Origin of the sequence: Spirosoma taeanense (assembly GCF_013127955.1) — a bacterium.
Taxonomy (GTDB): Bacteria; Bacteroidota; Bacteroidia; order Cytophagales; family Spirosomataceae; genus Spirosoma; species Spirosoma taeanense.
In genome coordinates, this window is sequence record NZ_CP053435.1 from 3138205 (window position 1) to 3152213 (window position 14009).

The 14009-nt window shown below is 50.7% G+C and carries 11 protein-coding genes; 4 read left to right on the forward strand and 7 right to left on the reverse strand.

Annotation, left to right across the window (positions count from 1 at the left end; all coding sequences use genetic code 11):
• Positions 1–2 precede the first annotated feature (2 nt).
• Positions 3–1211 carry an ABC transporter permease gene (locus HNV11_RS13165; protein WP_171740103.1) on the reverse strand — a complete coding sequence of 403 codons (1209 nt, stop codon included), beginning with the start codon at positions 1209–1211 and terminating at the stop codon, positions 3–5.
• A gap of 90 nt (positions 1212–1301) precedes the next feature.
• Positions 1302–1685: a 30S ribosome-binding factor RbfA gene (gene rbfA / locus HNV11_RS13170; RefSeq protein WP_171740104.1), complete on the reverse strand. Its 384-nt coding sequence runs from the start codon at positions 1683–1685 to the stop codon at positions 1302–1304.
• Positions 1686–1991: 306 nt separating this feature from the next.
• On the opposite strand from rbfA, the gene HNV11_RS13175 reads away from it, so the two are divergent.
• Together HNV11_RS13175 and HNV11_RS13180 are read left to right on the forward strand one after the other, a co-directional pair.
• Entirely contained in the window at positions 1992–3401 is a 1410-nt protein-coding gene (locus HNV11_RS13175) for a hypothetical protein (RefSeq protein WP_171740105.1), read from the forward strand.
• A gap of 79 nt (positions 3402–3480) precedes the next feature.
• A complete protein-coding gene (locus HNV11_RS13180) occupies positions 3481–4272 on the forward strand; it encodes a queuosine precursor transporter (RefSeq protein ID WP_171740106.1) in 792 nt (263 codons plus the stop codon).
• Positions 4273–4275: 3 nt separating this feature from the next.
• Here the strand turns inward: HNV11_RS13180 and HNV11_RS13185 are convergent, their stop codons facing one another.
• Positions 4276–5049, reverse strand: a complete 774-nt coding sequence (locus HNV11_RS13185) for a TrmH family RNA methyltransferase (RefSeq protein WP_171740107.1) — start codon at positions 5047–5049, stop codon at positions 4276–4278.
• A gap of 31 nt (positions 5050–5080) precedes the next feature.
• Between HNV11_RS13185 and tamL the strand changes: the two genes are divergently transcribed.
• The gene (gene tamL / locus HNV11_RS13190; RefSeq protein WP_171742173.1) at positions 5081–7705 is read left to right on the forward strand and encodes a translocation and assembly module lipoprotein TamL; all 2625 of its coding nucleotides are present in this window, start codon (positions 5081–5083) and stop codon (positions 7703–7705) included.
• A 37-nt stretch (positions 7706–7742) separates the two neighbouring features.
• Here the strand turns inward: tamL and HNV11_RS13195 are convergent, their stop codons facing one another.
• A complete protein-coding gene (locus HNV11_RS13195) occupies positions 7743–8348 on the reverse strand; it encodes a class I SAM-dependent DNA methyltransferase (protein ID WP_171740108.1) in 606 nt (201 codons plus the stop codon).
• Positions 8349–8540: 192 nt separating this feature from the next.
• On the opposite strand from HNV11_RS13195, the gene HNV11_RS13200 reads away from it, so the two are divergent.
• On the forward strand, positions 8541–10106 hold the full coding sequence (locus tag HNV11_RS13200) for a M81 family metallopeptidase (RefSeq protein ID WP_171740109.1): 1566 nt from the start codon (positions 8541–8543) through the stop codon (positions 10104–10106).
• Positions 10107–10191: 85 nt separating this feature from the next.
• Here the strand turns inward: HNV11_RS13200 and HNV11_RS13205 are convergent, their stop codons facing one another.
• From HNV11_RS13205 to HNV11_RS13215, 3 genes are all read right to left on the reverse strand, one after another.
• Entirely contained in the window at positions 10192–10395 is a 204-nt protein-coding gene (locus HNV11_RS13205; protein WP_171740110.1) for a hypothetical protein, read from the reverse strand.
• A 532-nt stretch (positions 10396–10927) separates the two neighbouring features.
• Positions 10928–12235, reverse strand: a complete 1308-nt coding sequence (locus tag HNV11_RS13210; protein WP_171740111.1) for an ImmA/IrrE family metallo-endopeptidase — start codon at positions 12233–12235, stop codon at positions 10928–10930.
• Between the two features lie 56 nt (positions 12236–12291).
• Positions 12292–13689, reverse strand: a complete 1398-nt coding sequence (locus HNV11_RS13215; RefSeq protein ID WP_171740112.1) for a cyclodeaminase/cyclohydrolase family protein — start codon at positions 13687–13689, stop codon at positions 12292–12294.
• Positions 13690–14009: the final 320 nt, after the last annotated feature.

Consider the following 14009-nt stretch of genomic DNA (forward strand, 5'->3'; position numbering starts at 1 on the left):
CTTTATTGAATCTTCGCGGCCCGCTGCGCCGGGAACCACGACGTCAGGATCGTGACCACAATCACGAGAACACCCGTCAGGATAATATCGCTACTGTCGAGCCGGACCGGATACGCATCAATGATGGAACTGACCGTCCCCATCCGGATAAAGCCGTACTGCTCTTGCATCACGCAGATCACGACGCCCAGAACCAGCCCGGCAATCGCGCCCGTCAGAGCAATGATAGCGCCTTCGGTGAGGAAGATTCGGCGCACTAATCCGGTCGTCGCGCCCAGAGCAAAGAGAATCCTGATATCCTCTCGTTTTTCAACGACCAGCATGGACAGAGAGAAGAAAATGTTGATGCTGGCGACCAGGATAATAAACGATAAAGTCAGGGCAACCAGCAATTTTTCGATCCGGATGGTGCGGTACAGATCGGTGTTGAGATCGTCGCGGGTCTGCACAATCAGCTGATCGCCTACTATGTTCTGCAGCGTCTGCCGGGCCTGGTTTTCGTCGGTGCCGGGACGTAATTGAATTTCCAGGCTCGTTACTTCGTCGGGCTGATAGCCGAACAGGGCCCGCGCTACAGTTAGAGGGGCCAGCACAAAATTGTCGTAGCGTGATTCAATGAAGAACACGCCCGATACCGTCAGGCGCTCGCGGTTAAACGCGTCCGGATTCAGAACGCTGAACGCCTGCCCGCTTTGGGGGTACAGAATTTCCAGGGGTGTCAGAATGTCGACCGGCGATATGCTCAGATCGTTTCGAACCCCCTCGGCAACAATGGCATAGTTTATATTGTCCTCATTCAGCAGCAGCTTTCCTTCAAGCATGGCCGAGTCGAGCTGCTGACGATGTAGATACGTACTATCAACCCCCTTAAGGCGCACCACTGTCTGACCACTGGCGTACCGGGCCAGGGCGTTATCCTGCGCCACAGTCGTCAGTAAACTAATCTCCGGTAGTTGCCGCAAGCGGTTCAGCAAGGCTGGCGGAGCCATGAATCGCTTGCCCTGACGGGGCGAAATGGTCATGTCGGCCTCGAACGTCTTGAATATCTGCCGGTTCAGTTCCTCCATGCCATTGAACACCGATAGCACCACGACTAACGCCATGGTGCCGACGCCAACGCCAAGCATAGACAGAATGGACAGCCAGCTAATAAAACTGCGCTTCTTTCTCGAGAAAAAATACCGGCGAGCAATCCAGGCGGGGAGATTCATAGTATAATGGTGAAAGCGAGAAAGAGTGAAAGAGCGAACCAATACAAGCCCTTATCACTCTTTTGCTCATTCGCTCTTTCACTCTTTGCTTTATTCATCGTCTTCGTCATCCTCGGCGGGAGCGGGTGGAATCTCCAGGCCGGCGAAGAGCTTATCCATTTTATCGGCGTATTCGGCGGTGTCGTCCAGGAAGAAAACCAGTTCCGGTACGATGCGAAGCTGGTGCCGGACCCGGTCGCCCAGGTGCTGGCGAATGACCTTGCCTTTTTCCTGAATGCTCTCCAGCAGTATATCCTTGTTCTTCGTTGCCAGAAAACTCAGGTACACGCGGGCTACGCTCAGGTCGGGCGAGACCCGTACACTGGTGACGGTAATGAACGCCCCGTTGAATAAATGCGGTACTTCGCGCTGGAAAATTTCGCTTAAATCCTTCTGCAGTTGCCGCGCAACTTTCTGTTGTCGTTTCGATTCCATTGGTGTTTGTCTTAAGTCGGGGCCTGCCGGTATAACCCCGGCCGGTTGACTTTGTTACTGCCTCACCGCCAGAAGCCTGAACGAGGGTCGTCGCTCTGGCGATGGTGTCTTTACTGTTTGGCTTTTGTCAGTGGCAGCCGCTGCTGTGGGTCTGGCCGCTGCGCAAATATCCATACCTTTTTCCATTCTGCCGAAATTGACCGTAATTTCGCAGAGTAGTTGGCCGGCGCGTTGATCCATTGCTGGCTTATTCATCAAGGTGTCTGACTGCCGCGCTTACTCACCGACGACTGACCATTTTTTGCTTTGCTACGTTTTTTTCGCTCGTATTATCCCTATCTCTACGTCAGCCTGCTCGGATTACTGCTGCTGATTCGGTTACCCCTGCTCCTGAATTCGCTACCGCTTCTGATTCCTGAATTGAACTGGATGCTGGTGGGTGAACAGATAAGCCAGGGCGACCTACTTTACCGGGATATCTGGGATAGCGTCAGTCCGCTTTCAGCCATTGTTTACTGGGGGCTCGATACGCTCTTCGGACGGTCGTCAATAGCCCTGCACGGCGCGGCTACGCTCGTGTCGGTGTTTCAGATCGTTTATTTCAATTACGTGACCAACACCCGCGACGTTTATTCCGACCGGTCGTTCTGGCCGGGGCTGGTTTACATGCTGTTTCTGCACCTCTCGTTCGACTGCCTGACGCTTTCTCCCATGCTGATGTCAACCAGCCTGCTGCTGCTGGCCTTCGGAACGCTCGTGAAGCAGATGGAACGGCGGGGCGCTACCGATGAAGTGTTTGAGGTCGGGTTCTATATCGGGCTGGCAGCTCTGTTTTACCTGCCTTCGGTGCTGTATATTCTGTGGGCAGCCCTGGCCCTTCTGCTGTATACCGGGGCTACGTTCCGCCAGCACTCGCTGTCGTTGTTCGGGTTTCTGTTTCCCATCGCCGTAACGATCCTGTTCTATTACCTCAACGATAGCCTGGACGATTTCAACCGGAACCTGCTGGCGTCGGTATTCCGGGTGAGGCAGTATTCCTTATCCGACGTACAATCGCTGCTGGCTTCCCTGCTGATCCCGCTGGGACTGGGCGTACTGGGTTTTTTGAGCCTGTTCAACACCACCAGCCGTTACGTCAACTTCCAGCAGCGCATCCAGCAGATCATGATGCTCTGGTTCGTTACGGCTGTGCTGACAACGGCGCTGATGCCGTTTCTGGCCCCGATGTCGTTCCTGAGCTTTGTGCCGCCGATGGCGTATTTCGCCGTTTTCTACTTCGAGAATGTCCGGAAAGCCTGGCTCTCCGAACTGGGGTTCTCGCTGGCCTTCGGGTTGATGCTGCTCCTGTTTTATCAGGGTGCGCTGGGGCTGATTCCGGGTGCGGAGTTGGGCCGGTTAAGTAACCTTCAGGTACGGCCCTCGCCCCTGCCCGACAACATCCGTAACCAGCGCGTGCTGATCATTGGCGAAGACCTGAGCGCCTACCGATACAACCGCCCCGCTACGCCTTACCTGAACTGGGATCTGGCCAAGTACGACCTCCGGAACTTGGACAATTACGAAGCCGTAATCAACGTATTCGACCACTTCCGGCTGGACCCGCCCGACTATATCATCGATCGGGAGAATGTTGTCGAGAAATTATTTCAACGCGCCCCGGCCCTGGCGGCTCAGTACGAAAAAACCGCTTCGCCGGGCGTCTATAAGCGAAAATAAATCCTGTCGGCGGTTCATAGCCGGTAGTTCGTGTCATAAATTGCGGTGGTAACCCCAGACACCATTCCTGACCTGTGCCATGCCCAGCTACTCGTTTACCAATAAGCGAACTAACCTCTATATTTTTCTGAGCGCGGTATTCCTGACCAACGCGCTGGTCGCCGAAATTATCGGCGTCAAAATCTTTTCGGCTGAAACGCTGGTGGGAACCCGCCCGGCGCAGATTCACCTGTTCGGCGACTTCGTGCTGGATTTTAACCTGACGGCCGGCGCGGTGATCTGGCCGTTTGTATTCATTACATCCGACATCATCAACGAGTATTTCGGCAAGGCCGGCGTCCGGCGTATATCCTTCCTAACGGCGGGGTTCGTGGCGTATAGCTTCCTGATTATTTACGCCGTAACGACTCTGCCCCCGGCGCAGTTCTGGCTCGACGTCAACGCCAAAGACGCGGCCGGGAACCCCATCAACATCAACAATGCGTTCCAGATGATTTTCCGGCAGGGACTGGGCATCATTATTGGTTCGCTGACGGCTTTTCTGATCGGGCAGATTCTCGACGCATCGGTGTTTCAGTACCTGCGGAAAATTACCGGCAGTCATAAAATCTGGCTCCGTGCTACCGGTTCTACGCTCATCTCGCAGCTGGTCGATTCGTTCGTCGTACTCGGGATTGCCTTCTATGTCTTCGGCAACTGGTCGCTGGCGCAGGTGCTGGCCGTAGGCATCATCAACTACCTGTATAAAGCCACAACGGCCATCGTGCTGACGCCCCTGCTTTACGTCGCGCACTATCTGATTGATCGCTACCTCGGCAAAGAACACGCCCAGGAACTGGCCAATGAGTCGGCCATGAGCAGTTTCATGTAGCGGCTAATGGGGAGCCTGTCTTCGCCAGTTGTCCAGCAGCACCGCCGTGGCGATGCCGACGTTGAGCGACTCGGCCCCGCCATACCGCGGAATGGTTACCCGCTGCGTAACGTACTGCTCAACAGCGGCACTAATTCCGTTCGATTCATTCCCCATGACCAGATAGCCGCCCGAACCAAACGGCATTTTATGTACGTCGGCACCGTTCAGAAACGCCCCGTACAAGGGATGAACAGGCTTACCAGCCTCCGCAGATACCTGCTGATTCAGAAATTGCGTAAGATCGCCGTACCACCAGTTCACCCGCGTAAACGACCCCTTACTGGCCGAAATAACTTTCGGGTTATAAACATCGGCGGTGGTTTCCGAGCAAAGAATCTTCCGGACACCATACCAGTCGGCGATCCGCAGGATCGTACCCAGGTTACCGGGATCGCGGATATCATCTAAAATCAGGGCAATTTCACCGGCTTCGGCGACTAAAGGGCGATTTTCTTTCGTTCTGACGACAGCGAGGGCTGCGTTGTTGCTTTCCAGCGTGCCGATGCGGGTCAGCTCGGCCGCCGACGCGATTTCGACCGGCGTTCGTTGGCGGTCTGTCAGGCTTCCGTTTTCTTTGTAATACGCTTCAGTCGCGACAACCAGTTCGACGTCAAAATCGGACTGCAGCACCTCCTGCACACTCTTGGCGCCTTCGACCAGAAACGCCCCCTGCTGCTGCCGGAATTTTTTCTGATGCAGCGACTGAATGGATTTGATTTGATTTTTGGAAAGCATGAAGAAAACGATGTATGCGCTTCGATATATCATGTATGACTGGCTACCTGACGCGGCATCATACACCATACATCACCCACTTCAACGGATTGTTTTACTGGCGGGTCTGACGTATTTTCTGTCGGGTTGCGTAACGACGGAAAGCCTGCGAAACCAGTATCTGCTCACCGCCCAGACAGTGCGGGGTAACCGCACCGTTTCGACCGAAGAGCTCGAAAGCCTCATTCCGCAAAAGCCTAACCGACGGATTCTGGGTCTGCCCATTACGCCCCCGCTCTGGTTCTATCAGCTTGGCCTGCGTAGGTACAACCGCGAAGCTGCCCTGCGGGAGCTTCAGGCCAAAACTAATGAATTCGATCAGCAAAGCCAGCAGGTAGCCGATGATCCAAAGGCACTGCGGAAGCTAAACCGGCGCTACGGTCGTGAGTTAAAGCGGCTTCGTCTGAAAGCCGAAGAAGGCAACTGGGTCATGCGGAACCTCGGCGAACCTCCGTCCTATTTTTCGGCTCAGGACGCACAGGCCAACGCCGTAAAGATGCAGGAATACCTGAAAAACAAAGGCTTTTTCAACGCCCGGACCACCTACTCACTCGATACGCTCCGGCGGGGCCGACAGGTTCGGGTCACCTACGGCGTTACCGAAAACGCGGGATTCTACCTGCGGACTGTCGACTACGACATTGCCGATCCGCGCGTGGATTCCCTTATCCGGAATTCGCTCGACAACTCGAAGCTGAAGGCAGGCGACCGCTTTGACTTTGAGAACCTGGCCGCCGAAAAAATCCGTCTTGAATCGCTCCTGCGCGATCAGGGGTATTACGCCTTTTCGCGGCAGTACATCCGCGCTACGGACGTAGACACGACCCGCCGGGGCAGCGACCGGCTGATTCCGGGCGACTCCCTGCACCGTTACGTCGATGTGTACGTGCAGGTGCTGAACCCACCCGGCCAGACGGCCCACCCGATCTACCGCATCGGTGACGTTGAGGTACGGATCAGCCCTGGCGAGACAATCACGGGGGAGTCGCAGGCGACGGGCGCACCGGCGGGGCTGGATACGGTTAACCGCAATGGTATCACGTATCTGCTGGGCGGACGTAACATTTCGACCCGGCTGCTGGACGCCAAGATTCTGCTTCGGCCGGGTCAGCTCTACAACCAGACCGACTACCGCGACACCCAGCGGCAACTGTTTCTGCTGAATCAGTTCAAATTCGTTAACCTCAACTTCACCGACACCACCAACCGGCGGCTGCGAACGCTTATTACGGCGACTCCGCTGGACAAATACGAAGCCACCGCCGAAGGAGGACTGACGGTATTGTATCAGAGTCAGGGCTATCCCGGCTATTTCGGCAGCCTGATCTTTCGGGTCCGGAACCTGTTTGGGGGCCTGGAAACGTTTGAAACCTCGGTTCGCTATGGTCTGGAAGCGCAAACGGGCTTCCTGACCAATACCGGCAACAGCCCGGATGTTTATAGCTCGCAGGAGTTAAGTCTGAGTAGTTCGCTGATTTTCCCGCAGATTCTGTTTCCAGGTCGGCTTCGGTTCGGTTTCAGTCGCTATAACCCCCGCACTCAGGTTAGCCTGAGCTATAACAATACCTTCCGCCCCGACTTCCTGCGGTCGCTGCTCCGGGCGACAATGGCCTACAACTGGCAGACAACCCTCACAAAGCAATTCAGCTTTCTGATTGCCGACATAAACCTGATTAACGCCAGCTTTAACACCAGCAAGCCGGAACTGGGCGAAGCGTTCCGGCGGCAACTGGAGCAGCAGCGAAGACTGGGCAGCACGGTGTACCTGAGCTTTCGGCGTTCACTCAGTTCCAGTTTCAGCTTTGCTTATACCTACAACACGAACATTCCCAACCAGAACCGGCGGGCCAACTTCCTGCGCACTGTGGTTGAATCGGGCGGCACCACGCTGAACCTGTTCCCCGATCGGGTGGTCGAACGATGGAGCGATTCATCGGTCACGGGGCTTCAGTTTTATAAATTTCTGCGGCTGAACGTCGATTTTCGGCATTACGTCCCCCTGCGTTCGCGCACAACGCTTGCCTTCCGGGTCAATACGGGCATTGCCTACGGCTATGGTCCGCAGAACGCCGTACCCTACGAAAAATTCTTTTTTGCCGGTGGCAGCAACAGCGTTCGGGCATGGCTACCGCGCCGGTTAGGGCCAGGCGCTGCTTATCCTTATCTGGACGACCCCGCAACGCCCGCCCTCAATGGAAACAACCAGTTCATCTACCGATTCGAACAACCCGGCAACCTTCTGCTGGAAGGCTCCGCTGAACTGCGCGGTCGGCTGTTTCATCTGGTAGCCGACGTCAACGGGGCTTTGTTTGTCGATGCGGGGAATGTCTGGGCGTTACGCAACAGCGCCAGCCGCCCCGGCTCCGTCTTCCAGCTCGACACCTTTGTACCGCAGATTGCCGTGGGGACGGGCGTCGGCCTGCGGCTGGATTTTTCGTTTTTTCTCATCCGCTTCGATGGCGGCATCAAGGTCTGGGACCCCGCCCGACGCTATCTAGACCCCAACGAAGGTGGCCTGGTCGATGATCGGTTCATTCTGCCCAAGTTTTCATTACGTCGACTGACCAGCGGCCCCAACCCCTTAGTGATTAATTTCGGTATCGGTTATCCGTTCTAACAACCACCTTTTCCGTTTCAACACTGCTTATGGTTATTCACCGATTCAGCCTGGCTAGCCAGACTGTGTGATGACCGCAGGTTGCATCGTCCACCACGTGAGAAACGACTTCAAAGCCCTGCTCCTGTAGTAAACTCTCGTACTCAGCTGTATCTAGGCTGGCGTGATACAGCGGATCACCCTGATACTCGCCAATGGCCTCGCCATACGAGGAACCGCTCGTGAATAACAGAGCTGCTTTCGGTGCAGCGTACCTGCGAAAAACCGAAAACATGCCGCGCTGATCGGCGTGATTCAGGTGAAAGAAACTATCCCAGGCCAGAACCCCCTGAAATTGCTTCCCAGGCACTCTATTCCGCATATCCCCCACTATCCATTCCTGATCCGGAAAGCGATTCCGGCATAAATCAATGAACGTATGTGACGTATCGACGCCGGTAACCGAACAACCTTGCTCAATTAAATAACGGGCTATAGGCTCGCCCATGCCGCACCCTAAATCGAGGATGGAAGCATTATGACCGGCAATCGCCAGAAACCGATCAAGCCATGCTTTTTCGAATAGGCTCCGGGTTCGGTCCTTGTCCCAGGTCGAGGCATGCCGTTGATACAACCCAATAATATCTTCTGAACTGGATGGCATATTCGTTTCAATTAATTCATTGAATGGTTTCTAAACCGGCAGTCTGTTAAGTAGGACTATTCGCTTGCCTGTTCATTGAACGCATTCAGGTAAAGCGCAGTGCCATCAGGAGCTGGGACCCGTCGAAGCAGGCACTGGCTCGTAAACAGGCAAACCGTTTGCCAATAAACCGAAATCCGTTAACTTATGGGCATGAAACATCTTCTCCTGGGCATTGCCGCCTGTTTTTTTGCTTCGGCTCCGGGCGTTGCCCAACAGGCCACCAACACGCTGCCCCGCGTTGCCATTGCGGGATTAGGTATTGAATCCAGCACATTCTCACCAGCCGTTACGCACGAAGAAGCCTTTCACGCCCGCTACAGCGGTGAGGTGTTTAACGCTTATCCGTTCATGATGGGCGCAGCGCCCCTGCGTAAACAGGCTCGCTGGTTTCCTGCCGTCGTCGGTAAATCATTGCCGGGCGGGGCTGTCACGCGCGAAGCGTATGAATCGCTGGTGCATAAGATGCTGGATTCACTTAAAAAGTACGGCCCCTACGACGGCCTGTATTTCGACATCCACGGAGCTATGAGCGTTAAAGGACTCGACGATCCGGAGGGCGATCTGATTACCCGCATCCGCGATGTGGTTGGCTATAAAACCCTGATTTCAACCTCCATGGACCTGCACGGCAACGTATCGGAACGGCTGGCGCAGAACACCGACCTGATGACCTGCTACCGCATGGCGCCCCATGAAGACGCCATGCAGACCAAAGAACGAGCCGTCGTTAACCTGCTCGCACGGCTCAAAAGCGGGAAGGGCAAACCCGCTTACAAAGCCCTGATCACCGTACCTATTCTCTTACCGGGCGAAAAAACCAGCACGCGGATTGAACCCGGCCGAAGCCTGTATGCCGACGTAGAGCCGCTGGCCGATAAGCAGCCGGGTGTTGTTGATGCCGGTATCTGGATTGGTTACGCCTGGGCCGATGAACCCCGCAACCACGCAGCCGTTATGGTCGTTGGCGACGATAAAACCAAAGTAACCCAGACCGCCGAAAAGCTGGCCACTAACTTCTGGAACGTCCGGAATCAGTTCGGCTTCGTAGCACCCACGGGTGCGCTGGATGAGGTGCTGACCAAAGCCATCACCAGTACTAAACGCCCGTTTTACATCAGCGACACGGGCGACAACCCCACGGCTGGTGGTGCGGGCGACGTAACCTGGACACTTACAGAGATTCTGAAACGGTCCGAATTCAGGAAGCCAGACGGCCCTACGCTGATCTACGCGTCGATTCCCGACCCCGGATTCGTAAAAAAAGCAATGGCCGCCGGCGTGGGCGGACACATAGAAGGCACGGCCGGCGCCATTGTCGATAATCGCTTTGCGCCACCGGTCTTCCTCAACGGTACAGTCGAGTCAATCGTTAAGGGCGACAAGGATGCCGAGGTGGAAGTGGTGGTAAAAATGGGCAGTGTGCACGCAATCGTTACCCAGAAGCGCAAACCCTACCACGAAGAAAAAGATTTCACGCGTCTGGGTCTCAATCCGCGTACGGCCGACATTGTCGTCGTCAAGATTGGTTACCTCCAGCCGGAATTGTATGAGATGCAGAAAGACTGGATTATGGCCCTGACTCCCGGTGGTGTCGATCAGGATCTGTTCCGGCTGACCTACAAGCGCATTCAGCGCCCCATGTTCCCCTTTGACAAAGAGATGAAAACCCCGGACTTATCCGCCAAACTGATACCCGTTTCAGGAATGGCGAAGTAACGCAGCGCCCTTTTACCGGAGAATAGGATCAGCATCCGGCACAGCGCAACAGGGCCTGTTGCCCTGGTTCAGGTATAGAGGCCCCCTATTTCTTCAGCCAGTCCCTGAAACTTGCAGGCTGGACTGAAAGCCAACTGTGACAAAATGCTAACGAAAAATAAAGTAATGTTCCAGTTGAGAGAATGGATGCTTTACCTGTCAAGTTGGTAGCTCCCCAATAAATAATACCTGTGACCGGAATTATTCCAGTCATAACCACGACAATCATGAATTTAAGCAGGGCAATCATACGAATGGGTGGCATAGACGTGATTGTATTGTTCTATTCCTTTGACTACGGGCTTACTCTTTAGGGCGGTTACGTTGTCACCCGAAATACAGCATAGTAAATCCAAAAATGCGCTATTGTGCCATGCGGACTACCGGCTGGAACTTGCTCATTGCTTTTACGCCTGGCCTCGCAACCAATGCCAACAGGGGTTGATGGGGTGGACGCCAGCTACTTAAAACAAATATAGCTGCGGCCTTTATGCATTCATTTGGCGGTACACCCAAATTACAAACCACTGATAATCAAGAATTACTCAAAGGATAATTTAACAGTTCTTCTGGGTTCGTTCGCCCGCGAACACGGTGGCGGTTGGGCTGCAAACCCTCCTTCGGGACGAGCGTCCTGTCGACGGAGGTTGATTCTACTGACCACAAAGCCGAACTATGCTACTCATTTTAAGCAACCGACTTTACTGAACGGTGTTCTATCGAATGTGATGTACCTAACCGTCTCAGCTATCCTAATCTGTCAACCTAAATCCATACCTCAATTAGTCAAAATTTGGATATAAACGACGAATAATCTGACCAACAGTTTCTTGGCTACGCTCGAATGAAATTAAATTCAATGTTTCAAGCTTAATAGTGGCGCTTGTCTTCGTTGTTCTAAAGAAGGTAGCTAGGTCACCGGTAATTGCATGAAAATCATCAATATTACAGCGTTGCCGATCCACATATAAATTTTTATTAGGACTTAATCCAATGCTGGTTTTTATGTGTTTTAAGCGTTTCAAAAATGCAGGTGTAGGCATGATCAAACTATTGGCAAAAGTATTAGCTTGCCATTCGATCCAGCCTCGATCACTGTTAATTTGATACTTGTCCAAATCATAGCGGAAATCTGAATCTTCCATTGATTCATAAGCTGACTGTGAGATAGAGCATTTATTGTGTAAAAAGTAATGACCAATTTCATGGCCTTTTATAAAATTTAATCGGCTCGAATCTTGTAACGATGTAAGAATTTCAATTCGGCGTTGATTAAAAATACACCTACTCTGAATCATCCTATTACTAGAATCTAAGCCTATATAAGGTACGTAGCTAATCTCCAATTCAAAAACGTCATACAAGTACTGTTCAAAAGTAGGCCAATGCAAGGCATTCTCTCTAGCCTGTCTGTGGGGATAGTAATCGGCAAGTATCTCATTGACAATGTCCTCAATTTCTGAGCGGCTTAAGATGGGGATTATGTCACGTTGTTCTATCACTTCAGCATTTAACCCGAATAGAAATGCTTTTATTAAATTATTCTCGATAACACGCATCCATTTCAGATGGATGTACTGTTTAGTAGGGATGTCTGATTCTAAATCAATTATATCAGGTAGTATAAAATCAATTTCTTCTTCTTGTTGTCGAAAGCGATTTGCCTTATGAAGAATAATATTAAATGTTAATTGAGAAGAAGCTTCGATAAGCATCATTCCGCCTGTTCGAGCGAAATTAAACGAACCTTCTTGAAATCCATTCCGAGTAATGAAAACACCTTTACAATTGACTCCGGTAACCTCCTGAATTTTCTTTTCAAATTCTTCTAAATCATTAATCGGCACTTTCCCTTTATAATCTTTACATTCAATTAAATAAAGTAATGAGAAATTAGCTGCGCCTTCAGGCCATACTTCGATTGAGAGGTCAAATATTATGTCGGATTGCCGACGACAAGAATAATATCCTTTTTTTTGAAAGATACGGCATATACTTGGGAGAGGGCCTAGCTGAAAATTATCTAACAATCGTTTTATTAAAATAAAGCACTCATTTTCAAACTTATCTCCTTTCAAAACGGTGTTCATAAGCAGCCAATATCGTACTCTATTGCATGGTTTTAACGGCTAAGGTAAGCATTTTATCAAAAATCTATCAAGTCTAATTCCTCTAACCTGATAGCCATTGCCTCTATAGAAACTTGAAAAATTTTAGCCATAGAATTGAAAGGCCTAAAATTATAATACTCACATTTTGCTATAATTCGAGAAAGGTCTCGTTTAATTCTTAACTTTTTACGAAGCTCGTAAGCCGAGCCATTTGTAAGCAAACGGGCATTTTCATCAGTAATCGCAAATTGTTCAGTCTGAAACAATTCATAAAACAACTGAACTACGATTTTTCTTGGCATTAAAAATGTCGCTGCAAATCTGTCCGCTTGTATTTCTTCAATTGATCTGGCCCGTCCTGTTTCCGAGCCATCTAATGGTAAATCCCGATGGAGTATAAGTTTGTCGTGTAACAAGGCATGCCCAAGCTCATGAGCTGTTGTAAAATTGATGACATCGGGTTTATACATATCAGAGATTCTAATAGTAAAATCTTCGTTATTAATAATACCAGCTACCTCTTCGTTGCGCTCATTGACACCTAACGTGTGAACTTTATGAAATGCGTACTGTAAAAGCCCGATCACTTTTTCCGGCTTCAAAACGCCAAGTACATTATTGGGAGATTTGGGCCCCCAAATCAATTCTCTGTATTCCCACAAGGCATTCTGAATACGTCTTGCCAAATTTTCTATATCCTCATGGGAGACCTTAGTTTTTCCGTACAACAATTTTCTAATTTCAACAAACTCTGCCAAGAAATCACCTTTTCTATCTGCTTCCTCATCAAGAGTATTCATTAATCTGATGTTCTCTTTGCTGAGGTTTTCAAATTCTTTTTGTAATTCTTTTTTTTGAATTTGTACCGAATTAGTCCATATGCTTTTAGGGAATGATTGAAGATTCAAACTAATAATAGAAATGCAGCCAGTAAGCCCTGAAAGTGAACTTCCCAATGCTACACTAGAATCACCCCTAGCTGATTTGAATCCTTTATCAAAAACAATTGTAGAATATTCCCCAAGTTGAATACATAGTTTTGCGATCTCCATCGGAATTTCCGTTGACTTTCTTAGTGCGCGGAGCGATTCTCCATGAAGGTCATTTTTTATTTTTTGATTTTTTTCATTATCTCGTTCAATTCTTTTTTTTATTGATATATCAAATTGTACTGAATCTTCTTCGAATAAAGCTTCTAATTTTGGACTAATATTTTCTATAATATTGTTCCTAATATCTTCAAACTCACTCTTGCAATGGGAGTAAGTTTTAGTTCTTTTCGGATCAAGTGTCAGTTCGATAACCGTCAGTAAAAGCTTGCAACTTAAAATTCCATTGAGGGCTGCTGCGCTACCAGAACCAGGTTTATGGCTACCTGCGCCAATTTTATCCAGTAGATGACGGGTTGGAAGTTGTAGCAGGTCAAAAGTCATAAGGATATAACAACTTGGTTTATGTAAATATAGCGCATTTTGAGTTTTCTTCAGCTAAAACACGTGGGGCGTCCGCCCTGTCAACCGCAACTCGACCGACGAGCAAAACCTGACCTCCGAGAGGTGCTAATTGTCGCAGCAACGCTGGCAAACAAGCATTTCTTTGACCGGTTCACCCAACACTCCTAAGTGTTGATGGATAATAACATTGCGTCACTGAACAAAACCCACTCCTAACCTTTACACACTCAGTCAGTTGGGCTGAAAACTTTCCTGCGAGACGTGCTCTCTGTCGCTCGAAGGACGTAATTGCGGAAAAA